We start from the raw sequence: 24506 nt of genomic DNA on the forward strand, positions 1-24506 counted from the left end.
GGGTACACAGTTTTGGCAGGAGGCTTACTCTTGCCGAGCATAGACGCCCTCGCCGATCGCTTGTCGGCGTACCTCGGCCCGGACCAGGTCAATCTGGTCCGCCGAGCGTACTACTACGCAGAACAAGCCCACGACGGCCAACGCCGCCGTAGCGGCGAACCTTATGTCACGCATCCGCTGGCAGTCGCGAATATCCTTGCCGACATGCACATGGATCATCAAAGCCTGATGGCGGCGATGCTGCATGACGTCATCGAAGACACCGGTATTGCCAAAGAGGCGCTCGTCGCGCAGTTCGGTGAAACCGTGGCAGAACTGGTTGATGGTGTCAGCAAGCTGACCCAGATGAACTTCGAAACCAAAGCCGAAGCCCAAGCCGAAAACTTCCAGAAAATGGCCATGGCCATGGCGCGGGACATCCGCGTGATTCTGGTCAAACTGGCTGACCGTCTGCACAACATGCGTACCCTCGAAGTGTTGTCCGGCGAGAAACGCCGGCGGATTGCCAAGGAAACCCTGGAAATCTACGCACCCATTGCCAACCGGCTGGGCATGCACAACATTCGTATCGAATTCGAAGACCTCGGTTTCAAGGCGATGTACCCGATGCGTTCGGCGCGCATCTATCAGGCCGTCAAACGTGCCCGGGGCAATCGCAAGGAAATCGTCAACAAGATCGAAGAGTCGCTGAGCCACTGTCTGGCCGTTGATGGCATTCAGGGCGAAGTCAGTGGTCGCCAGAAACACATCTACGGCATCTACAAGAAGATGCGCGGCAAGCGTCGGGCGTTCAACGAGATCATGGACGTTTACGCGTTCCGCATCATCGTTGATAAGGTCGATACCTGTTATCGCGTGCTGGGTGCTGTACATAATTTGTACAAACCCCTGCCGGGGCGCTTCAAAGATTACATTGCCATACCCAAAGCCAACGGCTATCAGTCGCTGCATACCACGCTGTTCGGCATGCATGGTGTACCGATCGAGATTCAGATCCGTACCCGTGAAATGGAAGAAATGGCCAACAACGGTATTGCCGCCCACTGGTTGTACAAATCCAGTGGCGACGAGCAACACACCGGCACCCATGCCCGCGCACGGCAATGGGTCAAAGGCGTGCTTGAAATGCAACAGCGCGCAGGCAACTCCCTCGAATTCATTGAAAGCGTGAAAATCGACCTGTTCCCGGACGAGGTTTACGTATTCACGCCCAAAGGCCGGATCATGGAGCTGCCAAAAGGCTCCACGGCGGTCGACTTTGCGTACGCGGTACACACTGACGTGGGCAACAGTTGCATTGCCTGTCGGATCAACCGTCGTCTTGCGCCGCTGTCCGAACCGCTGCAAAGCGGCTCCACGGTCGAGATTGTCAGTGCCCCCGGCGCCCGCCCGAATCCGGCGTGGCTTAATTTTGTGGTGACAGGCAAAGCCCGTACCCACATCCGTCACGCCCTCAAGTTGCAGCGTCGTTCCGAGTCGGTGAACCTCGGCGAGCGGCTGCTCAATAAGGTGCTCAACGGTTTTAACAGCTCGCTGGACAAGATCCCGGCCGAGCGTGTGCAGGCGATGCTCAACGAATATCGCCTGGAACAGATCGAAGACTTGCTCGAAGACATCGGTCTGGGCAATCGCATGGCTTACGTCGTCGCCCGCCGCCTGATGGGCGAAGGTGAGCAGTTGCCAAGCCCGGAAGGGCCGCTGGCCATCCGTGGCACCGAGGGGTTGGTGCTCAGCTACGCCAAGTGCTGTACGCCTATTCCGGGCGACCCGATCGTGGGTCATTTGTCCGCGGGCAAAGGCATGGTTGTGCACTTGGACAACTGCCGCAATATCAGCGAAATCCGCCACAACCCCGAGAAGTGCATCCAGTTGGCATGGGCCAAGGATGTAACGGGCGAATTCAACGTCGAATTGCGCGTCGAGCTGGAGCACCAGCGCGGTTTGATCGCGCTGCTGGCCAGTAGCGTGAACGCCGCCGACGGCAACATTGAAAAGATCAGCATGGACGAACGCGATGGTCGAATCAGCGTGGTCCAACTGGTGGTCAGCGTGCACGATCGCGTGCACCTGGCTCGCGTGATCAAAAAACTGCGTGCCCTTACCGGGGTTATCCGCATCACTCGGATGCGTGCATAGGCCGTCTACCTGCGGCCATTACAAGGAGTCAATCATGACCAAGACTGTTATCACCAGCGACAAGGCACCTGCGGCCATCGGTACTTATTCCCAGGCGATCAAAGCTGGCAATACCGTCTACATGTCCGGTCAAATCCCGCTGGACCCAAAAACCATGGAACTGGTTGAAGGCTTCGAAGCCCAGACCATCCAGGTGTTTGAAAACCTGAAGTCGGTGGCCGAAGCAGCAGGCGGTTCGTTCAAGGATATCGTCAAGCTGAACATCTTCCTGACTGACTTGAGCCACTTCGCCAAGGTCAACGAGATCATGGGCACTTACTTCGAACAACCTTACCCGGCTCGTGCAGCCATTGGTGTTGCAGCCCTGCCAAAGGGTTCGCAGGTTGAGATGGATGCCATTCTGGTTATCGAGTAATGCCCCTCGGCGCAGCGTCCTCATGCTGCGCCAACTCCCCCGCTTTTCCCCGTTTTAAAAGGATTCCACCATGCGCAAAGCGTTAGCCTTGTCACTGCTCACCGTTTTTCTGGGTGGCTGTGCCAACGAACCCGCCCACCGCGATGTCAGTGGTATCTGGATCAACCAGGCTGCGATTGATGCAGCTGCCCAAGGTGGCAACCTGCGTGAAGCGTTGCTGACTTACGGTCCCAACCTTGAGTGGGACATTGATACCCAGCGTGCTCAAGCCCGCTACACCAATGGTTTCGAACGTGTCGAAGGCAAATTGCAGCCCGAAGACAAGGGTGTGTGGCAGGTTAATTTTTATGGCAGCACGGCAACGGCCTTGAGTGTGGAGGGCGATGAGCTCATCCAGGCTGCGGCTGACGCCGACCCTCAGCAATCTTTCGTACGATCACGCGTCAATGTGATGGCCGATGACCCGCTTGGAACCAGCTTCGAAAAAGCGCTCAAAGCAGCTTACCTGGGTGGCCCGTGGCGCATTCAGAGCGGCGCTGGGCAAGGTGGTACGGTGACGTTTACACCGGGTGGCCAGCTCACGGGGTTGCCGGGCATGAATGCCTACGCGCTGTGTCTGGCGGGCGATTGTGCGTCGATGAGCGGTGAGTACGACAGCCTGTGGCTGCAGCAGGGTGATGCGGGCGCCGCTCACATTTTCGTGCGTAAAGGTAAGCAGCTCGAAATCTTTGAAGCGCTGGATGCATCGCAACCTGACGAAATGCCTCAGTTGTATCCGGGCAAGCGTGAATGGGTGCTTGAAAAACAGAGTTAAGCGTACGCGGGAGCCAGATTAACAGCTCCCGCCCTTGCCTATGATTAAGCCTGCCCTGCCAGAATTGCCGCATAACCTTCACGGTAGCTCGGGTAGCGCGGTTCCCAGCCCAATGCCCTGGCCCGCGCGTTGCTGCATCGCTTGCTACCTGCGCGTCGCACGCTAGCTTCGTCGCTCCATTGTGTGACGCCCAATTGCCCACGCAGCCAGTCGACCACATCTGCCAGCGGTGCAGGCTCGTTGTCGACACCGATGTAACAATCGTCCAGCTTTTTGCCCTGCCGGTGCGCTTCCAACAAAAAGGCCAGTAACCCGCCTGCATCGTCCGCATGGATGCGATTGCCATACAGCGGCGGATCACGCTCTACGCGATAGCCTTTGCGCACTTGCCCCAGCAGCCACTCCCGGCCCGGTCCATAAATGCCGGTCAGGCGTACAACGCTGGCGGGGATGCCGCTGTTCAACGCGAGCTGTTCGGCATCGAGCATGATGCGGCCTGAATACCGGGTGGCTTCGGCCGGGGAGGTCTCATCGACCCAGGCCCCGTTTTGCTGCACATACACACCGCTGCTGGAGACAAACAACAAGTGCTTGGGGTGCTGGTTGTGCTGTTTCAGCCAGCTCAAAGTGTGGGTGAGGGCTTGCACATACGCCGCTTGATAGCCCGCTTCGTCATGCTCGGTCGCGGCAACGCTATAGACGACGTAATCAATCTGTTCAGTGGGCCATTGGGCCGGGCACTGCGCGTTGAACAGATCAGCAGGAACGCCGATCACCCCCTTGGGCAGTCGATCAACGGAGCGTCGCAATCCGTACACCTTCCAGTCGGCATCCATCAGCTGGGCAGCAAGTCGGCTTCCGACATCGCCACAGCCGACGATCAAAACAGCGCCTTTGGTCATCTCAAACTCCTAAAGAAAAGCTACAAAGCGGCACGAAAAGGTCAGACGTTGGTCGTGACACTGGAAAAAAACAGGTGCTATTGCTTTTGTTAACAAGAATTACTTGCAATAATAACGCATCATTTGTCCTTGGTCTTACACGCGTTGTAGGGCAAAACCCTAATACTTTCTCAGGTCCGGCTAGCATGACACGCAATCATTCCACCGCTTCGCCAACCCAGCCGTTGAGCCCGACACGCCTTTGGCGTGGAGTGGCGGCGCTGATGTTCAGCCTGTTACTTGCTCCTGCTGCGGCGTTTGCCGATGAGCCAACGACGCCTGCCACCCAGCCTGCTGCCGTCGCGCCTGCTCCAGCGGATGCGGCAGCTCCTGCCACGCTTCCTGTTGTCACTCCTGACGCTACTACGCCGGCCAATGCTGCTGACGGTGTTGCGGTGCCCGCTGAAGACGCACAACAAATCGTCGCTGAAGAAGGCAACAGCCTGGGCATGGCCCACGACCTGTCGCCTTGGGGCATGTATAAAAATGCCGACATCATCGTCAAAATTGTGATGATCGGTCTGGCTATTGCTTCGATCATTACCTGGACCATCTGGATTGCCAAAGGGTTTGAAGTGCTGGGCGCCAAGCGTCGCCTGCGGACCGAAATCGCCAACCTGAAAAAGGCCCGCACCCTTAAGGAAGCCAGCGAGTCGGCCGCCAAAGAAGGCACCCTTGCTCACCTGCTGGTGCAAGACGCTCTCGAAGAGATGCGTTTGTCGGCAAACAGCCGTGAAAAAGAAGGCATCAAGGAACGTGTGAGCTTCCGCCTGGAGCGCCTGGTTGCGGCATGCGGCCGTAACATGAGCAGCGGCACAGGTGTATTGGCCACCATCGGTTCGACTGCCCCGTTTGTTGGTTTGTTCGGGACCGTGTGGGGCATCATGAACAGCTTCATCGGCATCGCTAAAACGCAAACCACCAACCTGGCTGTTGTTGCGCCTGGTATTGCCGAAGCCCTTCTGGCGACGGCTTTGGGCCTGGTTGCAGCGATCCCGGCGGTCGTGATTTACAACGTCTTCGCCCGCTCGATCACCGGCTACAAGGCCCAAGTGGCAGACGCGTCGGCCGAGGTGTTGTTGCTGGTCAGCCGTGACCTCGATCACCTGCCGCCTGAGCGCAGCTCGCAACCGCACATGGTGAAAGTGGGGTAATCGGCCATGGGCCTGCATTTAAAAGAAGGCGCAGACGATCTCGCCGAGAACCATGAAATCAACGTCACGCCCTTCATTGACGTGATGCTGGTGCTGCTGATCATCTTTATGGTGGCCGCTCCGCTGGCCACTGTGGACATCAAAGTGGACCTGCCCGCCTCGACAGCCAAGCCTGCGCCTCGTCCCGAGAAGCCAGTGTTTCTGAGCGTCAAGGCTGACCAGCGTCTGTTCCTGGGCGAAGAGCCGGTATCGGTTGAAGCGCTGGGCCCGACCCTGGATGCCCGCACGCACAACAACAAGGACACGACGATCTTCTTCCAGGCCGATAAAGGCGTGGATTACGGTGACTTGATGAGCGTAATGGATGCATTGCGCGCAGCCGGTTACTTGAAGGTGGGTCTGGTCGGACTTGAGACGGCAGCCAAGAAATGAGCATGACGCGCCAAAAGATGACGCGTTACGGAATCAGCCTGGCCGTGGTATTGGGCGTCCATGCAGTGGCGGTTATCCTCGCCCTGCAATGGTCTAACCCGCGCGCGATCGAATTGCCGCCTCAGGCGATGATGATCGATCTCGCGCCACTGCCGGCACCGCCTCCTCCTGCGCCGCCGAAAGTGGTGACCCCACCACAGCCGCCGGCACCGGTAGAAGAGTTGCCGATCCCCAAGCTGGCCGAAGCGCCCAAGCCGAAGATTTCTGTTCCTAAACCGGTCAAGCCCAAGCAGAAGCCGCAGCCTCCCAAGCCTGTGGAAAAGAAGCAGGAGCCGGTCAAAGAGAAGCCTTCTGAAGAAAAACCGAGCGATGCGACGCCCACCAAGGCGCCAAGCGAGAAGTCAGCCGCCCCGGTCCAAGGGCCGTCGGCACAACAGTTGGCGGCGAAGGCCAGTTGGGAAGGCGCCTTGCTGGCTCACCTGGGCAAGTACAAAAAGTACCCGGCGGCTGCGCAGTCGCGTGGCAAGGAAGGCCTGAACCGGCTGCGCTTCGTGGTCGATGCCGAGGGCAAGGTGTTGTCCTATGAGTTGGTAGGACGCTCGGGCAACGCCGATCTGGACCGTGCCACCCTGGAAATGATCCGCCGGGCACAGCCGCTGCCCAAGCCTCCGGCAGACATGCTGACCAACGGCAGCATCGAAATTGTGGCGCCTTTCGTTTATTCGATCGATAAACGTCGGCGTTAACATCAGAAAGGGCACCGCGAGGTGCCCTTTTTGCGTCTGCTAGCGCAAGAAAACAGCTCAGGCACTGATTAGCGACTGTAGCTGCGTGGGTAATGTCTGATAACGTGCGTCTATCGATTGCAGCCGTTATGCTTTGGCCCGCAACCACATGGACGCCCGCTATGACTCTTACAGAATTGCGTTACATCGTTACTCTTGCCCAAGAGCAACATTTCGGCCATGCGGCTGAGCGTTGCCACGTCAGCCAGCCGACCCTCTCGGTAGGCGTGAAAAAACTGGAAGACGAACTCGGTGTGCTGATTTTTGAGCGCAGCAAAAGCGCCGTGCGACTCACGCCCGTGGGTGAAGGCATTGTGGCCCAGGCCCAAAAAGTACTGGAGCAGGCGCAAGGCATTCGCGAGCTGGCCCAAGCGGGTAAAAACCAGCTGACTGCCCCGCTCAAGGTCGGCGCGATCTACACCGTTGGCCCCTATCTGTTTCCGCACCTGATCCCGCAACTGCACCGGGTCGCTCCGCAGATGCCGTTGTACATCGAAGAAAACTTCACGCATGTGCTGCGCGACAAACTGCGCAACGGCGAACTGGACGCGATCATCATCGCCCTGCCGTTCCAGGAAGCGGACGTGCTGACCTTGCCGCTCTATGACGAGCCGTTCTACGTGCTGATGCCGAGCGAGCACCCGTGGACCAAAAAAGAAACCATCGACGCCAGCCTGCTGAACGACAAGAGCTTGTTGTTGCTGGGTGAAGGCCATTGCTTCCGCGATCAGGTGCTTGAAGCATGCCCGACCCTGACCAAAGGCAATGACGGCGCCAAGCACACCACGGTGGAATCCAGTTCGCTCGAAACCATTCGCCACATGGTGGCCTCCGGTTTGGGGATTTCGATCCTGCCGCTGTCGGCGGTAGACAGCCATCACTATTCCCCCGGCGTGCTGGCGGTGCGTCCACTGACGCCGCCCGTGCCATTTCGGACGGTTGCGATTGCATGGCGCGCCAGTTTCCCGCGGCCCAAAGCCATTGAGATCCTCGCTGATTCGATTCGCCTGTGCTCGGTGGCCAAGCCGCCCGCGGCGACATAAGTGCTGCCATGACCGAGTTGTCGAAGGTGTCGGTCACTGCGCTCAAGGGTGTGGGCGAGGCCATGGCCGAGAAATTGGCCAAGGTCGGGCTGGAAACCGTACAAGACGTATTGTTCCATTTGCCGCTGCGTTATCAGGACCGCACCCGCGTCGTGCCCATCGGCGCGTTGCGGCCGGGTCAGGATGCGGTGGTCGAAGGGCGGGTGATCGGCGCCGATGTGGTCATGGGCAAGCGTCGCAGTCTGCTGGTGCGCATCAATGACGGCACCGGCGGCCTGAGCCTGCGCTTCTACCACTTCAGCAATGCGCAAAAGGAAAGCCTCAAGCGCGGCACTGAAGTACGGTGTTACGGCGAAGCTCGTCCCGGCGCATCGGGGCTGGAAATCTACCACCCGGAGTACCGCGCCATCACGGGCGATGAGCCCCCTCCGGTGGACACCACCCTGACCCCGATTTACCCCACGACGGAAGGCTTGACCCAGCAACGGCTGCGCCAGTTGAGCCAGCAAAGCCTGGCCATGCTGGGACCGCGCAGCCTGCCGGACTGGCTGCCGCCGGAGCTGGCCAAAGACTACCAACTGGCCCCGCTGGACGAAGCGATTCGCTATTTGCACCAGCCGCCGGCCGATGCGGATGTAGAAGAGCTTGCCCTCGGCCATCATTGGGCTCAACACCGGCTGGCTTTCGAAGAACTGCTCACCCATCAGCTCTCCCAGCAGCGGCTGCGTGAAAGCCTGCGTTCGCTGCGTGCTCCGGTTTTGCCCAAGGCCAAACAGTTGCCTGTTCAATTTTTGAACAATCTTGGGTTCTCACCCACGGGTGCCCAAGTACGTGTGGGCAACGAAATTGCCTACGATCTCAGTCAGCACGAGCCCATGCTACGTCTGATCCAGGGCGATGTTGGCGCCGGTAAAACGGTGGTCGCGGCCATGGCGGCGTTGCAAGCGCTGGAGGCTGGCTATCAAGTGGCATTGATGGCACCGACGGAGATCCTCGCCGAGCAACACTTCATCAGCTTCAAACGCTGGCTGGAACCGCTGGGGCTTGAAGTGGCGTGGCTGGCGGGCAAGCTCAAGGGCAAGGCACGCGCCTCTGCGCTGGAGCAGATCGCCAATGGCGCGCCGATGGTGGTGGGCACGCACGCGTTGTTTCAGGATCAAGTGCAGTTCAAGAACCTGGCCCTGGTCATCATCGACGAGCAGCACCGTTTCGGTGTTCAGCAGCGGCTGGCCCTGCGCAATAAGGGGGCGGGCGGTGTGATATGTCCGCACCAATTGATCATGACCGCCACCCCGATCCCGCGCACGCTGGCCATGAGTGCTTACGCTGACCTCGACACGTCGATCCTCGACGAATTGCCCCCCGGCCGCACGCCCGTCAACACCGTGCTGGTGGTCGACACCCGGCGTGTCGAAGTGATCGAGCGGGTGCGTGCTGCGTGTGCCGAAGGCCGTCAGGCGTACTGGGTGTGCACCTTGATCGAAGAGTCTGAAGAGCTGACCTGTCAGGCGGCAGAAACCACCTATGAAGACCTGTCCAGCGCCTTGGGCGAGCTGCGCGTCGGCTTGATTCACGGCCGCATGAAAGCCGCAGAAAAGGCCGAAGTCATGGCGTGTTTCAAGGCCGGTGAGCTGCAATTGCTAATTGCTACCACCGTGATTGAAGTCGGGGTCGACGTGCCCAACGCCAGCCTGATGATTATCGAAAACCCCGAGCGTCTGGGCCTGTCGCAATTGCACCAGTTACGCGGCCGCGTCGGGCGTGGCAGTGCCGTCAGCCATTGCGTGCTGTTGTACCACCCGCCGCTGTCGCAAATCGGCCGTCAGCGTTTGGGCATCATGCGCGAGACCAACGATGGTTTCGTTATCGCGGAAAAAGACCTGGAGCTGCGTGGCCCCGGCGAAATGCTCGGCACCCGGCAAACAGGCCTGCTGCAATTCAAGGTCGCGGACCTGATGCGCGATGCTGACCTGCTGCCTGCGGTGCGTGATGCCGCGCAAGCCCTCCTGGAGCGTTGGCCAACCCATGTCAGTCCGTTGCTGGACCGATGGTTGCGGCATGGTCAGCAATACGGACAAGTCTAAAGCGCGTTCAGTAAATAGATCAGCGGCCGATTAACTGCCTGATAACCACATTCGAGTTGTAAGAACCGGACACACATCATGACTGAAGTCGCCAGCGCACCAACCTCCCCGAGCACACCCTCCGTTATCCGGGAATTGCTCGGCGAGTTGGCCATCCCATACCGGGAAGTCATTGACCACCCCGGCCTGAATCCCGCCCGCAAGGTCCAAGCCGCACTGCTCGATGATTCGGTCGGTGCGCTCATGGTGCTGTTCCCGCAGAGCCATTTGCTTGACCTCAACCGTTTGGCGGAACTGACCGGTCGGCGCATGACGGCCGTGGCTCCGGCCGCGCTGGAACGCATGCTCGGCAAACACGAACTGACGTTGTTGCCGGGGTTGCCGGCGCTCACCAGTTCGCCTTGTCTGTATGAAGAGCAACTGCTGCAACAGCCGCTGCTGCTGATTAATGCCGGGGAGTCGGGCCTGTTGCTGGAGATCTCGCAAGAGGACTTCAAAAGCATGCTGACCAAAGCCAGCGCGGGCCGTTTTGCCGAACCGCTGGCGGGGATCAAGCTCAACCTTGATCGGCCCGATGACGACAGCGAAACCATCACTGAGGCGGTGCATGCGTTTACGGCGCGCCGCATCCAGCAGCGGCTGGAAGCCACCATCGAGATTCCACCGCTGGCCGAAACCGCCCGCAAAATCATCCGCTTGCGCGTCGATCCCAACGCCACCATCGACGACATCACCGGGGTTGTCGAAACCGACCCGGCGCTGGCGGCTCAAGTAATGAGCTGGGCGGCGTCGCCGTACTACGCGTCGCCGGGCAAGATTCGCTCCGTAGAAGATGCCATCGTGCGGGTGCTGGGTTTTGACCTAGTGATTAATCTGGCGTTAGGTCTGGCCTTGGGCAAAACCCTGAGCTTGCCCAAGGACCACCCGCAATCGAGCACGCCTTACTGGCAGCAGTCGATTTACACGGCGGCCGTCATTGAAGGGTTGACCCGCGCCATGCCCCGGGCCGGCCGCCCTGAAACCGGTCTGACCTATCTGGCAGGTTTGCTGCACAACTTCGGTTATCTGCTGTTGGCGCACGTGTTTCCGCCACACTTTTCGCTGATTTGCCGGCATCTGGAAGTGAACCCTCACGTCAGCCACAGCCTTGTCGAACACCATTTGCTGGGCATTACGCGCGAGCAAATCGGCGCATGGCTGATGCGTTACTGGGACATGCCTGACGAGCTGGCGACCGCGCTGCGCTTCCAGCACGACCCGCATTACGCCGGGGAACATGCCCAGTATCCGAATCTGGTGTGTGTGGCCGTTGGCCTGTTGCGTAGCCGAAGCATCGGTCACGGGCCTTATGAGCCGCTGCCGGACGCGTTGTTTGAAAGCCTTGGCGTGACGCGCGAGAAAGCCGAAGACGTCGTCAGCAAAGTGCTGGAGGCTGAGGTGCTGCTGCGTGAGCTGGCAGCGCAGTTCAGTCAGGCGTAAAGCCGCCACGCCACTCAATACCCTCTCCCGGCGGGAGAGGGTCAGGATTCACTGGGCTTTTGGTTTTTTGCGCGGTTTGAGGTATTTGGTCAGGCCCTGAAACCAGATCACCTGTGCCGGATTACCCTTGATCTGAATCGACTTGTCCTGAATCCCGGTCATGAAAGCCAATTGCTTGTTCTTGGCCTGCAGGGTCGCAAACCCGTAGGCCGCATCCTTGAACGCAATCGCAAAAGCCGGTTCCGGGTACAGCCCGGCGTGGCTGGTGATGCGTTGGTTTTTGACCTTGAAGTGACGGGCAACCTTGCCATCGAGGGTTTGCAGCTGGAACACCAGATCCTTGTCCACCAGTTGCTGCTGGAACGCGGGGTTTTTACGGCTGGCCTTGCTCATCAGGAAGCCCAGCATCCAGAGCAAAAAACGAAATTTCATCTACGCGGCCTCAGGGAAAAATAAATGGCCGGCGCAGTGTAGCGATTTGCTCAGGGAACGCCATATATCTGTAGGGATAGGCGTAGATAGGCGGGGTTTTGCCACTTATGGCCGCACGATTGTCTCATTGTCTATCAAGAATGGGCGACTGGCCGGGCCAGCGTGCCCATTCTTCATGGCCAGGTGCAGCTAATGGCCGGGCGAAGACTAAGGGTTGACGCTGTCTTTCAGGAATTTGCCAGGCTTGAATGCAACCGTGTTGCTGGCTTTGATCGTGACCGGCTGGCCCGTTTGCGGGTTTTGACCGGTACGGGCGCCGCGATGGCGCTGCAGGAACGTACCGAAACCGACCAGCGTGACGGTGTCTTTGCGATGCAGGGCGCCGGTGATTTCTTCCAGTACCGCATTCAGGACACGGTTGGCTTGTTCTTTGGTGAGGTCAGCCTTTTCAGCGATGGCGGCGGCGAGATCTGGTTTACGCATGATGAAGCCTCTTTGACGGTTTTTTGTTGTTATGTCCGTGCTGCTCTCTGTGGAGCAACGCCTAAGGCGCCGCAGGCTCTACGCTGCGGCAGACCGGTGTGAGAATGGCATGCGGCCAAAGCCGACGCCAGCATCGATCCGGCCTTTGTTGCCCCAAGGCAAAGGCATATGCGACAGAATTCGCAGCATTTACGCCAAAAGCGCAGGCAGCTCTTTGTTGAGCGCCAATTTCTCGCGAACGGCTTCGCCTGTCAGTGCATAGCCCAGCAATTTGCCATCAGCATCGCGGCACAGCGCCTTGATATCAGCGCCAGCGCCTTCAACCGACCACACGCCTTCGCAGCCACGGGGTACAGGCGAGACCACCAGGGGGCACACCGGCGTTTTGACGGTGATCGGCATGGCGCCGTAGCTGACGGCCGTCGGGTTACCCGCCAGGGTTTGTGCGAGCGCGCGGGCGCAGCTCATCAACGGCATCACGTACAGCAAGCTCAGGCCTTCCACCTCGGCGCAGTCCCCGAGCGCGAAAATGTTGGCGTGGGAGGTTTTGAGCAGGCGATCCACTTCGATCCCGCGATTGACCCGAATCCCGGCAGCCGCCGCCAAGTCGATGCGCGGGCGCAAACCGATGGCGGACACCACCACGTCGCACGGGATGACGCTGCCGTCGGACAGCTGTGCGTGCAGCCCGTCCTCAGTCCGTTGCAGGCGGGTCAGCACCGGCCCGAGGTGAAAGCGGGCGCCGAGTCCTTCGAGGGCTGTTTTCACCGCCGTGGCGGCGGCCGGGTGCAGCAGGGTGGGCATGATTTGTTCGCACGGGGCGACCAGGTCCACTTCATAGCCGCCAGCGATCAGGTCATTTGCAAATTCGCAGCCAATCAGACCGGCGCCCAATATCAGCACACGGCGCTTGCCCGCAGCCGCGGCGCGAAAGCGTGCGTAGTCTTCCAGGTCGTTGATCGGGAAAATCGCGTCCTGAGCGTCACCTTCTACCGGCACCTGCACCGTTTGCGCGCCCCACGCCAAAATCAGGTCGCGATACGGGACGGCTTCTTCACCGATCCACAATTGTTTATGGCCGGGGTCGATGCCGCTGATGCGCGTATGGGTGCGCACTTGGGCCTTGAGTTGCTCGGCCATCGCGCCCGGCATGGCCATGCTCAGGCCGTCGGCTTCTTTGTTTTTGCCAAAACCGGTGGAGAGCATGGGCTTGGAGTAGGAACGCCCGTCATCGGCCGTGATTAACAACAGTGGGGTTTCGCTGTCCAGTTTGCGAAACTCCCGAGCCAGGTTGTAGCCGGCCAGCCCGGTGCCCACGATCACGACAGGTGCGTTCATTCCATTCTCCATAGGGGTCAAACTCAAAAAAGGATCAGTTGATTTCGATCATCTCGAAATCCAGTTTGCCGACGCCGCAGTCCGGGCACAGCCAGTCTTCGGGTACGTCTTGCCACAGGGTGCCGGGCGCAATGCCGTCATCCGGCCAGCCATCGGCTTCGTTATAAATCAGTCCACAGACGATGCATTGCCACTTTTTCATGGGGATTTCCTTGGGTTCAGGCTTAGACAAGCCCACGGTTTCTTAACAACGGCACGTGGTGCTAGGTGAAATCAGGGCGTTTTGTACTGATCGCACGCCGCAGATGCAAGCCTGATGACGACCAATCGGTACTCAAGCGCTCAGGGCAAGGGCAGCGTGATAAGCTCGGCGCCCTCAATGGCTGCCAATTATGACCGACTGTGCCGCACATGACTTCCCCGTTGATCTCCCCCGTCTGGCTTGAGCAAAGTCAGCTTGGCGCCCTGCCCGACGCCCTCACCCTCGACTGGTTGTTCGATGAAGGCTCCCTGACCCGCCGCCTCACTGCTGTGTCGAGTGACCACTTCAGCGTGTCGCCACTGTTTGAAGGCTGGCAAACCCTGCGCGAGGACGAATGCCGCGCTCTGGAGTTGCCCGCTGGCAGTCTGGGCTGGGTGCGTGAAGTGTATTTGCGCGGGCATCAGGTGCCGTGGGTATTTGCCCGCAGTGTGGCGTCCAAGTCCGCCCTTGAAGCGGGCGGGTTGAATATGGACGCGCTGGGCACGCGTTCGCTGGGCGAGTTGTTGTTCAGCGATCAGGCGTTCGAGCGTGGCCCGTTGCAGGTGTGCCGCTACCCTCGGGACTGGTTGCCGGACGCCGACCGCACCGACAACCTGTGGGCGCGACGCTCACGTTTTATGCGCGGGTCGTTGAGCGTGCTGGTGGCTGAAGTGTTTTTACCCAACCTGTGGGCCGCAGTGAGTGCCCGGCCGGAGACCTACTGATGTACGTGCGTTTGCTCAAATCTCTCAATCGCCTGAACCCCCGCGCATGGGACTTCATCCAGCTGACGCGCATGGACAAACCCATCGGCATTTACCTGCTGTTGTGGCCCACCCTGTGGGCGCTGTGGATTGCCGCTAAAGGGGTGCCCTCCCTGAGCAACCTGCTGATTTTCGTCTTCGGCGTCATCCTGACCCGGGCCGGTGGCTGCGTGATTAACGACTTTGCAGACCGCAAGGTCGACGGCCACGTCAAACGTACTGAACAACGCCCTTTGGTGAGCGGAAAAATCAGCAGTAAAGAAGCATTGGTGTTTTTTGCCCTGCTCATGGGGGTCAGCTTCCTGCTGGTGCTGTGCACCAATGCGACCACCATCTGGCTGTCCTTCGGGGGTCTAGCCTTGGCGGCCAGCTACCCGTTCATGAAGCGCTACACCTATTACCCGCAAGTGGTGCTCGGTGCTGCGTTCTCGTGGGGCATGCCGATGGCGTTCACGGCCGAAACCGGCAGCCTGCCTGCGGCGGCCTGGTTGCTGTACATCGCCAACCTGCTCTGGACCGTGGCCTACGACACCTACTACGCCATGACTGACCGTGAAGACGACCTGAAAATCGGTGTCAAATCCACCGCCATCCTGTTCGGTGATGCGGATCGCGTGATCAACCTCAGCCTGCAAGGCCTGGCGCTGGGTTGCTTGTGGCTGGCCGGGACGCATTTTGAGTTGGGCGGCTGGTTCCACCTGGGTCTGCTGGTGGCTGCGGGCTGCTTCGTGTGGGAGTTCTGGTACACCCGCGACCGCGATCCGCAGCGTTGCTTCAAGGCCTTCTTGCACAACCATTGGGCCGGGTTGGCAATCTTCGTCGGCATCGTCCTCAACTACGCCCTGGCCTGACCCCGGTCAGATCAGCGCTTACGGCTGGGGCATCAAGCGCAAGGTGCTACGGGTGTTGAGCTGCACATCGGCTTCTTCCAGGTACGGTTTGTCGTACTGGCCTTCAATGTAGCTTTGCGCCTGATCCTTATAGTGCTTGTCGAACGGCACCCCGCTCTGGCCCACCGGGTTGATGGTCAGGGTGTGGGTCGGGTCTGCGAAATCGATCAAACGCCGCGTGGACGGGCCGTAACTCACCGGCCACGGCGCCGGCCCGAGTTTGGCCGACAGGTTATTGGGCACTTCATGGCTCCCCGGCGCGTCGAACGGGCCGACGTTGAGCAGCCAGTCCAGCGGCTTCTGTTTGCCCAGCGGGTGTTCTTGGGTCAGCGTGTGCGCCCTTCCCCACTGCCAATGCGCGGGATCGTCCCCCAAGGTGGCTTTGAGCTGAGTGATGCTGTTTTGCCAGGCGACCAGCACCGTGTCGGCCCGCGATTCTTTGGCCAGGGTGTGGCGATTGTCCCACCACGGCGATGTTGGATTGGCAATCAGGCGAGGTAGCGCTTCATCCACCAACCGGGTGGTCAGCAGAATGTCGAAGAAGGCATCGCCCAACTCATCCTGCATCGCGGCATCGGCCAAGCTGAACAGCAATTGATTGAACAGCGTGGCACTGGTTGATTCCAGCGGGTAGTCGCCTTGCCACTGCGCCAGTTGCTCCACCAGTTTGAGTTCGGCCGGGTCGCTCACCACCTTGCGCAGTACCGGCAGCAGGGCGGTGAGCACGCGCGGCCCATAACCCGTGGTGGTGCCCAGTTGCAGCGCCTGACTGTTTTTCAGGTTCCACTTCACACCGGGGGCGCTTAGCTGTCGATCGAGCTGCTGGCCGCGGTCCGCCAGGTTGTAATAGCCCGCAATCTCAATGCCGGCGGGTGAGACCGGCTGGAAGTTGGCCGACACGATATAGCCACGCGGCGGGTTCACTTCCTGCGGGTTGGCGCTGAACGGGTAAAACCCGGGCTTGTCGGCCTGCGCGGTGCTGCCATCCAGAATGAACGCCGGGTTCACCCCGGCCGCACGTTTGGGCAATTGCGCGGCGGCCCACCAGCCGATGTTGCCTGAGGCATTGGCCCAGACCACATTGAGCCCCGGCGAGTGGATGTACGTCGCGGCCTGACGCGCTTTGCTGACCGTGTCCGCGCGGTTGAGCCGGTAAAAACCTTCCAGAATCGGGTTTTTGGTTTCCAGAAAGCCCCACCACATGGCGATGGGCGTATTGCCAGCGATGCCACCCAGCACGTCGTTGATGATCGGCCCGTGCGGCGACTGACGCAGTACCAGCGTCACGGGGGCCTGGCCCTTGACGGCAATTTCCTGTTCGGTGCGGGTCATGTCGACCCATTGGCCCTGATACCAGACCTGATTCGGGTTGGCGGGGTTGGTCTTCTCGGCGATCAAGTCCAGGTCATCGTTCTGGAACATCGTCAGGCTCCAGCCGAACGCGCGGTTGTTGCCCAGAAACGCGAACGGCACCAGCGCCTGGTGATAGCCGTACAGGTCAAAATCAGGGGCCGACAGCTGCGCTTCGTACCACACCGACGGCACTGAAAAGCGGATGTGCGGATCGCCCGCCAGCAGCGGCTTACCGCTTTGCGTGCGTCTGCCTGACACGACCCAGGCATTGCTGCCTTCAAATTGCGGCAACCCGGCCTGACTCAAGGCGCTGTCGCTGAGCTGCGCCAGTGCGCCGAGGGATTTCCAGTCATTGGCCGCCAGCGTCGGGGGCAAGACCCCTTTGGGTTGCCAGTCGAGGTCAAAGACCTTCAAGTAATCGCTGCCCAGTTGATCGCGCACATAGGTTAGAAGCGGCTCGGTACGAAAAGCGGCCGCAAAGCTGTAGGCCATGTAGCCGGAGACGCTGATGGTGTCTTCGGCAGTAAACGCGCGGGGCGTGATGCCCAGCAGATCGAACTCCACGGGTGTGGCGTGGGTGGACTGGTATTGATTAATACCGTCCAGATACGCTTGCAGCGCCTGCCAGGCGGGGGATTGTTGATCCAGTTCACTGACATAACTGGCCGCTCGCTCGCGAATGCGCAGGCTGCGAAACAGCTTGTCGGTGTCCACCAGTTTAGGGCCTAGCACTTCGGCCAGTTCACCCCGGGCCAGGCGGCGCATGATTTCCATCTGGAACAGCCGATCCTGTGCCTGCACATACCCCAGCGCCCGGTACATATCCAACTGATTGCCCGCGCGGATGTGCGGCACACCGCGCTCGTCGTAACGCACGGTGACGGGCTCTTGCAGTGTGGGCAGCTCAACCTGCCCCTGACGCGTGGGCAATTTGCTCTGCACGTACCAGACACCCCCCCCGGCCACGGAGGCGACGATAAGAGCGATGACGGTCAGGCTGCGTTTCATGGGGTGAACTCCTGTTCGTTAACACGCCATCACGGGGCGACGTGATCGGCCTGCCACGGGCAATAACAGCCCACAGCCATGGTGTGCGTGGCTTTTACCGGGCGCCCGGCGCTCAACGCGTGCAGGATCGGCTCGATAAAGCTGTTGCTGGCGTTGCAGGTGGCCCCTTCGCTGTAAGGTCCGAAGTACGCCAGTTGACCACTGTGGTCCCAGATGGCGACGGCAGGACTGGCGCTCACGTGTTCGGCGCCGGGCAGTCGGGCGAGGGGTTTGATCGCGCTGAGGCTCTCGGGCAGTTGGCCTTGAGTGCCTGATTTTTGCACCGCATAAAACTCAATGCCCAGTGGCACGTAATGCGCCAACAGTTCGCTCAAGTGCTGCTGGTTGCCGACATTGCACGGGCAGGCCGGGTCCCAGAAATGCACCACGCGGATGGGGCCCGGCCCGGACAGCTCAGCGGGCAGGCTCAGCACATCCCCGGCGAACAGCGCGGTCTGCTCACTGAAGGGACGAATGTACTGGCCTTGAAACCAGTCATAAGCGGCCCATAATCCGGCCGCACAGACACCGATCAGCACGCAGGCAAGCAGGGTTTTGAAAGTGGGCACAGGCATCAAATTAGGTCCTCGAAGGCCGCGTAGCTTGCCATGCTTGACCTGACAGAAGAATATCGACGTTCTATAAAGCCTGTTTTGCGCACACGCGCCCTGCCTGGAACCCCTTATGCCTGCCCCGTTTTCCCCCGATACCTTGCGCGCCAGTTTGCAGCCCTTGGCCGCAGAGGGCCCGATATCGAGCGAGGGGTTGGCGTACCAACGGTTTTACGGGCTGGACTTCCCCCATCGCGCCACGCCCGTGAAGCGGCAACTGGGGCGCTACAGTGCGGCGGGCTACGACCTGGTCAGCCAAGTGTGGTGGCCGGAGGCTGCGCCAGTGGGCACGCTGTTCGTGATACACGGTTTTTACGACCACATGGGGTTGTACCGCCACATCATTGAATGGGGGCTCAACCGGGGTTTTGCGGTCATTGCCTGCGACTTGCCGGGGCACGGCCTGTCCAGTGGCGAGCGGGCCAGCATCGGGGACTTTTATCAGTATCAGGAAGCCTTGCAGGGCCTGTTCATTGAGGCGCAATCACTGTCGCTGCCTCAGCCGTGGCACCTGTGCGGGCAAAGCACCGGCGCCGCTATCGTGCTGGATCATGTGTTGCGTCAGGGCGACAGCAGCCCGGCACAAGGGCAGGCGATATTGATGGCCCCGTTGGTACGGCCCAAGGACTGGCATTGGTCCAAATTCAGCTATTACCTGCTGCGGCCGTTCGTCAAAGGCATTGCCCGGCGTTTCAGTGAAAACACCAATAACCCCGATTTCATGCCGTTTTTGCAGGCCGATCCGTTGCAGCCGCTGCGTTTACCGACCGCCTGGGTCGGTGCGCTGGCCCGCTGGATCCCGCGCATTGAAGGCGCAACACCCAGCGCGCGTCAGCCGCTGATCATTCAGGGCGACGCAGACAAAACAGTGGATTGGCGACACAACCTGCAGGTGCTCAAAAGCAAATTCCATGAGCCGCACGTGTTGTTGCTACCCGGCGCCCGCCATCATTTGGCCAATGAAACGGATGACATACGCGATCGCTATTTCGCGTTTCTGGACCAGCACTTCAACGCGTAACCCGTCAGGTTACGGCGCTAGATTTGAGGTGCTCTGCCCGACCGCCAGCCCGGCGCGCACGGCGCTCAAGGCGGCCTGGTAATACGCTTTGCCTTCCGGCGACTCTGCAAAAGTGACGAATTCTTCCAGTTCGGGATCGGACAAGTCGCGGTACACATAGAGCAACGTGTTATCCAGCTCGCCGCCGATCTGCTCCATCAGCCGCTGGCGCTGACCGTTGAGCATGCCTTGGGCCTGACCGCCGCCGAGCAGTCCCGGGATCATCGAGCTCAGGCTGTCTGCCGCCACGCCTGCAATCGCGAGGCTGACTTCCGCCCCTGCTTCGCGCGCGGGCAAGGCGTTGGACAAATGATTAATCAACAATTGGCGGGTGGCGCTGGCTTCGATGCGCGGCAAACCTTGGGCGTGCTGGGCCAACTGGTCGCGACGCGTGGCCAGCAGCTCGGCCGCGACAATCTTGCGCCCCAGCTCGGACTGGAAAAAAGCCAGTGCCGGGGCCGGGTCAGCCAGGTGCTTGCGCATCTGATCCTTGGCGCGGGTGTCCATGGCTTGCGGGTCGAAACGCTGACTGCTGTTGTTGACCAGGGCTTGATACACAGCGGGCGGCAAATTGCTGCGATAGCGTTCTTGGGCTGCCGTCAGCGCGTCATTGAAATGCGCCCGTTGATCCGACCAGCCAGCGACCTTGTACAAATCATCCAGGCTGTCTGACCATGCGGGTAATGAACAAAAAATAAGCAACGATAAAACCAAGCGGCGCATGAAGGACTCCTGTCAACAAGTCGCTATTGTCCGGGTGTGGCGTAGGACTTGTCGAGAATTCGTCTGGTCCAAAGGGCTTTTAAAGTGCGAGCGGTATTTTTTCGTGGAACACCGCTATATGGCTCTGTCAGATTTTGAGGCGTATGGATACTATGCGCGCCATGCACATATCCTCTGATCACCCGCTGTTACTGCGCATTGTCGACGACCTGTACGCACAGGGATGGTCACAGCAAAACATCTTCCTGCCCGAGGCTTTGACCCTTGAGTTGGCGGCTGAGTGCCGCAAACGTTCGGCCGAGGGGGAACTGACCCCGGCGGCGGTCGGGCGCGGGCTGAATCAGGAGGTTCGCGAGGGTATCCGCGGGGACCACATTCAATGGCTGGAGCCCGGAGAAGCGCTGGCCTGTGACAGTTATCTCGGCTTGATGGAAAGCCTGCGAGTCGCCATGAACCGCAGGCTTTTTTTGGGCCTGGAGGACTTCGAAAGCCACTTCGCGATGTACCCGCCCGGCGCGTTTTACCTCAAACATCTGGACCGTTTTCGCGACGACGACCGGCGCATGGTGTCGGCCGTGGTGTACCTCAATCAGGCGTGGTTGCCCGAGCATGGCGGACACCTGCGCATGTACCTCAATGACCGCGGCGAATACGATGTGCTGCCGACGGGCGGTTGTCTGGTGGTATTCCTGTCGGGGGAAATTCCCCATGAAGTGATGCCCGCGACCCGTGACCGCTTGTCATTGACGGGCTGGTTCCGGCGTCGTCCTACAGAGATCGTGCTGTGAAGTCCAAAGTGCTGGTCAGCCGCTGCTTGCTGGGGCATCGCGTGCGGTATGACGCAGGCGCCAGCGGCCCATATCCGCAACTGATGGAGTGGCAAGCGCAAGGCCGGGTGATTGCACTTTGCCCTGAGGTCGCAGGCGGTTTGCCCACGCCGCGCGCGGCGGCCGAAATTCCCGGAGGCCAGGGCATTGAAGTCCTCAGCGGCAAGGTTCCGGTGATAACGACAGACGGCGACGATGTCACCGAGGCCTTTGTATCGGGCGCCCGGCAAGCGCTGGCACTGGTGCAAAAACACGGCATCCGCGTGGCGATCCTCAAGGCCAACAGCCCTTCATGCGGCAACCGGCTAACCTACGATGGCAGTTTCAGCGCAACCAAAGTGGCCGGTCAGGGCGTGACGGCCGCGCTGCTGAGTGAGGCTGGCGTGCAAGTGTTCAGTGAACTTGAACTCGAAGACGCGGCCAAAGCGCTGGAACAATGACCCGCAATCGTCAGGGCCATGCGCCGGTTTGGCGTAGAGCCCCGATTTGAGTTCAGGTAACATCCGGTGCCACTTTGCCTTGGGGAATACGCGATGAGTGATAAACAAAAACCGCAGCCTGCTGCTTCGGCCACTGGCCCTTCACCCGCTGAAAGCGCCGACGCAGCCTTGCACCATATCGTTGATGGCTTTTTGCATTTCCATCACGAAATCTTTCCTGAACAAGAAGCCTTCTTTAAAAAGCTCGCCACCGCGCAACGCCCGCGGGCAATGTTCATTGCCTGTGCGGATTCGCGGATCGTGCCTGAATTGATTACCCAAAGCGCGCCGGGCGATCTGTTTGTGACCCGTAACGTGGGCAACGTTGTTCCGCCGTACGGTCAGATGAACGGTGGTGTTTCAACCGCCATCGAATACGCCGTGCTGGCCTTGGGTGTGCAGCACATCATTATTTGCGGCCACTCGGACTGCGGCGCGATGCGCGCGGTGCTGAACCCGGCCAGTTTGAAAAAAATGCCGACGGTACGCGCCTGGTTGCATCACGTGGAAGTCGCTAAAACCATGGTGCAGGACAACTGCAATTGCGCCAATGAAGCCGAAAGCATGCACGTACTGACCGAAGAAAACGTCATCGCTCAGTTGCAGCATTTGCGCACGCACCCGTCAGTGGCTTCGCGCATGGCCAGCGGGCATTTGTTCATTCATGGCTGGGTGTATGACATCGAAACCAGCCAGATCAAAGCGTATGACGCCGATAAAGGCGCTTTCCTGCCGCTCGACGGGACCAACCCGATCCCGAGTGCAACGCCCAAGGCGCGGTTCTAACCGTTGCCCAGCGTCGCCGCCGAACACCAGAGGCTGATTCGGCGGCGGCGCCGTCGCACGTCATTGAGCCCGTGCGACAGGTGTCAGCTTACAAATTCAAACCGACACCCAACTGTTTGGACAGGCACGGCCAGCGCTTCCAGGCAGCGCCGGTGTCCGGGCTGGTGAGTTTGTCGCGGTAGGCTTCCACCGATTCCAGCGTGAAACATTCGTCGTCCAGCATGCAATCAACCGCGTGGTGAACCACTTCATCCAACTGGTTGGCAAAGGTTTCACCAATCAAGTGGTGGGCGATTACATTGGCCACCGTGGTGTCCAGCGGGATCAGCGGCTGATTGAAATGCTTGATATAGAGGTCGTTGACCTCTTCCACCAGGCGGTGGGCCAGATACGCTTCATCCAGCAAACCTTCCAGACCGACGTGTCCGTTCATCACGGCTGGCGGCTGAACGAAAAACTGTTCGGCAATTTTCAGCACCGGCGTGATCTGCGACTCGATACCCGCTTCGCGCGCGACTTCATTGGCCGCCTCCAGCAAAGCAGGTACTTGATCGATGTAGGCGCTGACAAAACGGGTCATTACCAGATTTTTAGAGTGGTCTTCTTCAGGCACACGGATGGCGGTGTGAAGGTGCGGCAGTTTGGTTTCCAGTTGGCGAGCGAGCAGGCCCGTATCGGCCTCATGTTCTTGGGCACACAAGATCTGCTCGCGGATGGCGGCGGTGTTCATGGGAACTCCAGGGAGACACTAGACAGGGAATATCGTTGAAAAATGGCCCCGTGAATCAGAGGGCCTTTTTCAGAGGGCGCGTATTGTTATTCATTTTGTGATCGGGCAGTGAGTGCCATTTGTCGTTGGGGTCAGTTTTTTACAGTTTTCCGCCAGCGCGTTGCGGGGTTGAAGGCGCTGGCTATACTCGATTTTGTAAACGTTTTCTGATGATGCCCGACTGCCTGAGCAGGCGAGGCTCGGCGGTCAAGGTTCACTGGTTTGAAAACCGCCCCCTTGTAACGCAGGTATAGACCGGCGCAATAACAAGAAAAATAAAGGGGAACCCGCAATGAAGCGACATCCAAACCTATGGATGGGCCTGCTGTTGTGGTCCGTTTTCAGCCAGGCGCAGGCCGCCTGGACCGTGAACATGACGCCCGGCGCGACTGAGGTCAGCCAGGCGGTCTTCAACCTGCACATGACCATTTTCTGGATCTGTGTTGTGATCGGCCTCATCGTGTTCGGCGCCATGTTCTGGTCAATGATCGTTCACCGGCGCTCCACGGGCCAGCAAGCGGCCAAGTTCCACGAGAGCACCACGGTCGAAATCCTCTGGACGGTCGTGCCCTTTCTTATCCTCGTGGCGATGGCGGTGCCCGCCACCAAAACCCTGATTAACATCTACGACAGCAGTGATTCGGATGTCGATATCCAGGTCACGGGCTATCAGTGGAAATGGCATTACAAGTACCTGGGTCAGGACGTCGAGTTCTTCAGCAACCTGGCCACCCCCGCCGATCAAATCCATAACAAAGCCCCCAAGGACGAACATTACCTGCTCGAAGTCGATGAGCCGCTGGTGCTGCCGATTGGCGCCAAAGTGCGCTTTCTGGTGACCTCGGCCGACGTCATCCACTCGTGGTGGGTGCCCGCGTTCGCGGTCAAGCGCGACGCCATTCCGGGGTTTATCAACGAGGCCTGGACCCGCGTTGAAAAGCCCGGCGTTTATCGGGGGCAATGCGCCGAGTTGTGCGGCAAGGACCATGGCTTCATGCCGATTGTGGTGGATGTCAAAACCCGGCCTGACTACGACGCCTGGCTGGCCGAACGCAAAGCACAGGCTGCGCAGCTTAAAGAACTGACCAGCAAGGAGTGGACCCTCGACGAGTTGGTCGCTCGGGGTGACAAGGTCTACCACACCGCTTGCGTCGCCTGTCACCAGGCCGAAGGCCAGGGGTTGCCGCCGATGTTCCCGGCGCTCAAGGGCTCTCCGATTGCCACCGGCCCCGCCGCCGATCACCTGCATCGCGTGTATTTCGGCAAGCCGGGCACGGCCATGGCCGCCTTCGGCAAGCAACTGTCGGAAGTCGACATCGCGGCGGTGGTGACCTACGAACGCAACGCGTGGGGCAACAACAAGGGCGACATGGTCACCCCCAAAGACGTGCTCGCGCTGAAACAGGCGCAAGGCAAATGA

Annotated in this window: 25 protein-coding genes; 16 read left to right on the forward strand and 9 right to left on the reverse strand. The window is 59.8% G+C overall.

All coding sequences use genetic code 11. The annotated features are described in order from the left end of the window. The first annotated feature begins 30 nt into the window (after window positions 1–30). From spoT to BKD70_RS03055, 3 genes are all read left to right on the forward strand, one after another. Window positions 31–2136, forward strand: coding sequence for a bifunctional GTP diphosphokinase/guanosine-3',5'-bis pyrophosphate 3'-pyrophosphohydrolase (gene spoT / locus BKD70_RS03045; protein ID WP_047278746.1), 2106 nt, complete (start codon window positions 31–33; stop codon window positions 2134–2136). 34 nt (window positions 2137–2170) lie between these two features. Continuing rightward, window positions 2171–2551 (forward strand): RidA family protein, encoded by a 381-nt coding sequence (locus BKD70_RS03050; RefSeq protein WP_019828190.1) that lies wholly within the window; start codon window positions 2171–2173, stop codon window positions 2549–2551. Window positions 2552–2621: 70 nt separating this feature from the next. Beyond that, the gene (locus tag BKD70_RS03055) at window positions 2622–3365 is read left to right on the forward strand and encodes a hypothetical protein (RefSeq protein ID WP_047278743.1); all 744 of its coding nucleotides are present in this window, start codon (window positions 2622–2624) and stop codon (window positions 3363–3365) included. A 44-nt stretch (window positions 3366–3409) separates the two neighbouring features. On the opposite strand, the gene BKD70_RS03060 is transcribed toward BKD70_RS03055, so the two are convergent. Further along, window positions 3410–4267, reverse strand: a complete 858-nt coding sequence (locus BKD70_RS03060) for an NAD-dependent epimerase/dehydratase family protein (RefSeq protein WP_047278741.1) — start codon at window positions 4265–4267, stop codon at window positions 3410–3412. A gap of 185 nt (window positions 4268–4452) precedes the next feature. Here BKD70_RS03060 and exbB point away from each other — a divergent pair, with 185 nt between their 5' ends. From exbB to BKD70_RS03090, 6 genes are all read left to right on the forward strand, one after another. After that, the gene (gene exbB, locus BKD70_RS03065; RefSeq protein ID WP_047278738.1) at window positions 4453–5460 is read left to right on the forward strand and encodes a tonB-system energizer ExbB; all 1008 of its coding nucleotides are present in this window, start codon (window positions 4453–4455) and stop codon (window positions 5458–5460) included. A gap of 6 nt (window positions 5461–5466) precedes the next feature. After that, on the forward strand, window positions 5467–5892 hold the full coding sequence (gene exbD / locus BKD70_RS03070; protein ID WP_047278735.1) for a TonB system transport protein ExbD: 426 nt from the start codon (window positions 5467–5469) through the stop codon (window positions 5890–5892). Then, window positions 5889–6638, forward strand: coding sequence for an energy transducer TonB (locus tag BKD70_RS03075; RefSeq protein WP_047278733.1), 750 nt, complete (start codon window positions 5889–5891; stop codon window positions 6636–6638). Before exbD ends, BKD70_RS03075 begins: the two co-directional genes overlap by 4 nt. 161 nt (window positions 6639–6799) lie before the next feature. Further along, a complete protein-coding gene (locus BKD70_RS03080; RefSeq protein WP_047278730.1) occupies window positions 6800–7720 on the forward strand; it encodes a hydrogen peroxide-inducible genes activator in 921 nt (306 codons plus the stop codon). 8 nt (window positions 7721–7728) lie between these two features. Then, window positions 7729–9804: an ATP-dependent DNA helicase RecG gene (gene recG, locus BKD70_RS03085; RefSeq protein WP_047279208.1), complete on the forward strand. Its 2076-nt coding sequence runs from the start codon at window positions 7729–7731 to the stop codon at window positions 9802–9804. A 78-nt stretch (window positions 9805–9882) separates the two neighbouring features. Next, window positions 9883–11283, forward strand: a complete 1401-nt coding sequence (locus tag BKD70_RS03090; RefSeq protein ID WP_047278728.1) for an aminoacyl-tRNA deacylase and HDOD domain-containing protein — start codon at window positions 9883–9885, stop codon at window positions 11281–11283. A 48-nt stretch (window positions 11284–11331) separates the two neighbouring features. Here BKD70_RS03090 and BKD70_RS03095 read toward each other — a convergent pair whose 3' ends face one another. The 4 genes from BKD70_RS03095 to BKD70_RS03110 form a co-directional block, all read right to left on the reverse strand. Then, entirely contained in the window at window positions 11332–11715 is a 384-nt protein-coding gene (locus tag BKD70_RS03095) for a hypothetical protein (protein ID WP_047278726.1), read from the reverse strand. Window positions 11716–11922: 207 nt separating this feature from the next. Further along, complete coding sequence (locus BKD70_RS03100) at window positions 11923–12198, reverse strand: HU family DNA-binding protein (RefSeq protein WP_047278724.1); 276 nt, start codon at window positions 12196–12198, stop codon at window positions 11923–11925. Between the two features lie 189 nt (window positions 12199–12387). Beyond that, the gene (locus BKD70_RS03105) at window positions 12388–13536 is read right to left on the reverse strand and encodes an NAD(P)/FAD-dependent oxidoreductase (RefSeq protein ID WP_047278721.1); all 1149 of its coding nucleotides are present in this window, start codon (window positions 13534–13536) and stop codon (window positions 12388–12390) included. A gap of 34 nt (window positions 13537–13570) precedes the next feature. Continuing rightward, window positions 13571–13738, reverse strand: coding sequence for a rubredoxin (locus BKD70_RS03110; RefSeq protein WP_041071620.1), 168 nt, complete (start codon window positions 13736–13738; stop codon window positions 13571–13573). A 209-nt stretch (window positions 13739–13947) separates the two neighbouring features. Here BKD70_RS03110 and BKD70_RS03115 point away from each other — a divergent pair, with 209 nt between their 5' ends. Together BKD70_RS03115 and ubiA are read left to right on the forward strand one after the other, a co-directional pair. Next, a complete protein-coding gene (locus tag BKD70_RS03115) occupies window positions 13948–14502 on the forward strand; it encodes a chorismate lyase (RefSeq protein ID WP_169859488.1) in 555 nt (184 codons plus the stop codon). Further along, window positions 14502–15392: a 4-hydroxybenzoate octaprenyltransferase gene (ubiA, locus tag BKD70_RS03120; RefSeq protein ID WP_047278716.1), complete on the forward strand. Its 891-nt coding sequence runs from the start codon at window positions 14502–14504 to the stop codon at window positions 15390–15392. Before BKD70_RS03115 ends, ubiA begins: the two co-directional genes overlap by 1 nt. Before the next feature lie 18 nt (window positions 15393–15410). Here the strand turns inward: ubiA and BKD70_RS03125 are convergent, their stop codons facing one another. Together BKD70_RS03125 and BKD70_RS03130 are read right to left on the reverse strand one after the other, a co-directional pair. Then, complete coding sequence (locus BKD70_RS03125; protein WP_047278715.1) at window positions 15411–17792, reverse strand: penicillin acylase family protein; 2382 nt, start codon at window positions 17790–17792, stop codon at window positions 15411–15413. A 29-nt stretch (window positions 17793–17821) separates the two neighbouring features. Further along, window positions 17822–18406: a DUF6436 domain-containing protein gene (locus tag BKD70_RS03130; RefSeq protein WP_047278712.1), complete on the reverse strand. Its 585-nt coding sequence runs from the start codon at window positions 18404–18406 to the stop codon at window positions 17822–17824. 109 nt (window positions 18407–18515) lie between these two features. On the opposite strand from BKD70_RS03130, the gene BKD70_RS03135 reads away from it, so the two are divergent. After that, a complete protein-coding gene (locus BKD70_RS03135) occupies window positions 18516–19463 on the forward strand; it encodes an alpha/beta hydrolase (protein WP_047278710.1) in 948 nt (315 codons plus the stop codon). 9 nt (window positions 19464–19472) lie between these two features. Here BKD70_RS03135 and BKD70_RS03140 read toward each other — a convergent pair whose 3' ends face one another. Continuing rightward, window positions 19473–20225: a DUF2059 domain-containing protein gene (locus BKD70_RS03140; RefSeq protein WP_047278709.1), complete on the reverse strand. Its 753-nt coding sequence runs from the start codon at window positions 20223–20225 to the stop codon at window positions 19473–19475. 152 nt (window positions 20226–20377) lie between these two features. On the opposite strand from BKD70_RS03140, the gene BKD70_RS03145 reads away from it, so the two are divergent. The 3 genes from BKD70_RS03145 (at window position 20378) to BKD70_RS03155 (ending at window position 22317) form a co-directional block, all read left to right on the forward strand. Next, complete coding sequence (locus BKD70_RS03145; RefSeq protein ID WP_047278706.1) at window positions 20378–21013, forward strand: 2OG-Fe(II) oxygenase; 636 nt, start codon at window positions 20378–20380, stop codon at window positions 21011–21013. Continuing rightward, the gene (locus BKD70_RS03150; protein WP_047278704.1) at window positions 21010–21492 is read left to right on the forward strand and encodes a DUF523 domain-containing protein; all 483 of its coding nucleotides are present in this window, start codon (window positions 21010–21012) and stop codon (window positions 21490–21492) included. Before BKD70_RS03145 ends, BKD70_RS03150 begins: the two co-directional genes overlap by 4 nt. Before the next feature lie 93 nt (window positions 21493–21585). Continuing rightward, window positions 21586–22317: a carbonic anhydrase gene (locus BKD70_RS03155; RefSeq protein ID WP_047278703.1), complete on the forward strand. Its 732-nt coding sequence runs from the start codon at window positions 21586–21588 to the stop codon at window positions 22315–22317. Between the two features lie 88 nt (window positions 22318–22405). Here BKD70_RS03155 and BKD70_RS03160 read toward each other — a convergent pair whose 3' ends face one another. Further along, window positions 22406–23047 (reverse strand): hypothetical protein, encoded by a 642-nt coding sequence (locus BKD70_RS03160; protein WP_047278701.1) that lies wholly within the window; start codon window positions 23045–23047, stop codon window positions 22406–22408. A 331-nt stretch (window positions 23048–23378) separates the two neighbouring features. Between BKD70_RS03160 and coxB the strand changes: the two genes are divergently transcribed. Beyond that, window positions 23379–24506, forward strand: a complete 1128-nt coding sequence (gene coxB, locus BKD70_RS03165) for a cytochrome c oxidase subunit II (protein ID WP_047278698.1) — start codon at window positions 23379–23381, stop codon at window positions 24504–24506.

The sequence above is a fragment of the Pseudomonas sp. BS-2016 genome (assembly GCF_001806145.1).
Classification (GTDB): domain Bacteria; phylum Pseudomonadota; class Gammaproteobacteria; order Pseudomonadales; family Pseudomonadaceae; genus Aquipseudomonas; species Aquipseudomonas lundensis.

Coding starts and splice junctions, on each gene's coding strand:
- BKD70_RS03055 (WP_047278743.1), top strand. CDS start 2,622: ATGCGCAAAGCGTTAGCCTTGTCACTGCTCACCGTTTTTCTGGGTGGC.
- BKD70_RS03080 (WP_047278730.1), top strand. CDS start 6,800: ATGACTCTTACAGAATTGCGTTACATCGTTACTCTTGCCCAAGAGCAA.
- BKD70_RS03100 (WP_047278724.1), bottom strand. CDS start 12,198: ATGCGTAAACCAGATCTCGCCGCCGCCATCGCTGAAAAGGCTGACCTC.
- BKD70_RS03095 (WP_047278726.1), bottom strand. CDS start 11,715: ATGAAATTTCGTTTTTTGCTCTGGATGCTGGGCTTCCTGATGAGCAAG.
- BKD70_RS03115 (WP_169859488.1), top strand. CDS start 13,948: ATGACTTCCCCGTTGATCTCCCCCGTCTGGCTTGAGCAAAGTCAGCTT.
- BKD70_RS03110 (WP_041071620.1), bottom strand. CDS start 13,738: ATGAAAAAGTGGCAATGCATCGTCTGTGGACTGATTTATAACGAAGCC.
- BKD70_RS03050 (WP_019828190.1), top strand. CDS start 2,171: ATGACCAAGACTGTTATCACCAGCGACAAGGCACCTGCGGCCATCGGT.
- BKD70_RS03125 (WP_047278715.1), bottom strand. CDS start 17,792: ATGAAACGCAGCCTGACCGTCATCGCTCTTATCGTCGCCTCCGTGGCC.
- exbB (WP_047278738.1), top strand. CDS start 4,453: ATGACACGCAATCATTCCACCGCTTCGCCAACCCAGCCGTTGAGCCCG.
- BKD70_RS03160 (WP_047278701.1), bottom strand. CDS start 23,047: ATGAACACCGCCGCCATCCGCGAGCAGATCTTGTGTGCCCAAGAACAT.
- BKD70_RS03105 (WP_047278721.1), bottom strand. CDS start 13,536: ATGAACGCACCTGTCGTGATCGTGGGCACCGGGCTGGCCGGCTACAAC.
- BKD70_RS03130 (WP_047278712.1), bottom strand. CDS start 18,406: ATGCCTGTGCCCACTTTCAAAACCCTGCTTGCCTGCGTGCTGATCGGT.
- recG (WP_047279208.1), top strand. CDS start 7,729: ATGACCGAGTTGTCGAAGGTGTCGGTCACTGCGCTCAAGGGTGTGGGC.
- BKD70_RS03135 (WP_047278710.1), top strand. CDS start 18,516: ATGCCTGCCCCGTTTTCCCCCGATACCTTGCGCGCCAGTTTGCAGCCC.
- BKD70_RS03075 (WP_047278733.1), top strand. CDS start 5,889: ATGAGCATGACGCGCCAAAAGATGACGCGTTACGGAATCAGCCTGGCC.
- BKD70_RS03140 (WP_047278709.1), bottom strand. CDS start 20,225: ATGCGCCGCTTGGTTTTATCGTTGCTTATTTTTTGTTCATTACCCGCA.
- BKD70_RS03145 (WP_047278706.1), top strand. CDS start 20,378: ATGCGCGCCATGCACATATCCTCTGATCACCCGCTGTTACTGCGCATT.
- BKD70_RS03060 (WP_047278741.1), bottom strand. CDS start 4,267: ATGACCAAAGGCGCTGTTTTGATCGTCGGCTGTGGCGATGTCGGAAGC.
- exbD (WP_047278735.1), top strand. CDS start 5,467: ATGGGCCTGCATTTAAAAGAAGGCGCAGACGATCTCGCCGAGAACCAT.
- coxB (WP_047278698.1), top strand. CDS start 23,379: ATGAAGCGACATCCAAACCTATGGATGGGCCTGCTGTTGTGGTCCGTT.
- BKD70_RS03155 (WP_047278703.1), top strand. CDS start 21,586: ATGAGTGATAAACAAAAACCGCAGCCTGCTGCTTCGGCCACTGGCCCT.
- ubiA (WP_047278716.1), top strand. CDS start 14,502: ATGTACGTGCGTTTGCTCAAATCTCTCAATCGCCTGAACCCCCGCGCA.
- BKD70_RS03090 (WP_047278728.1), top strand. CDS start 9,883: ATGACTGAAGTCGCCAGCGCACCAACCTCCCCGAGCACACCCTCCGTT.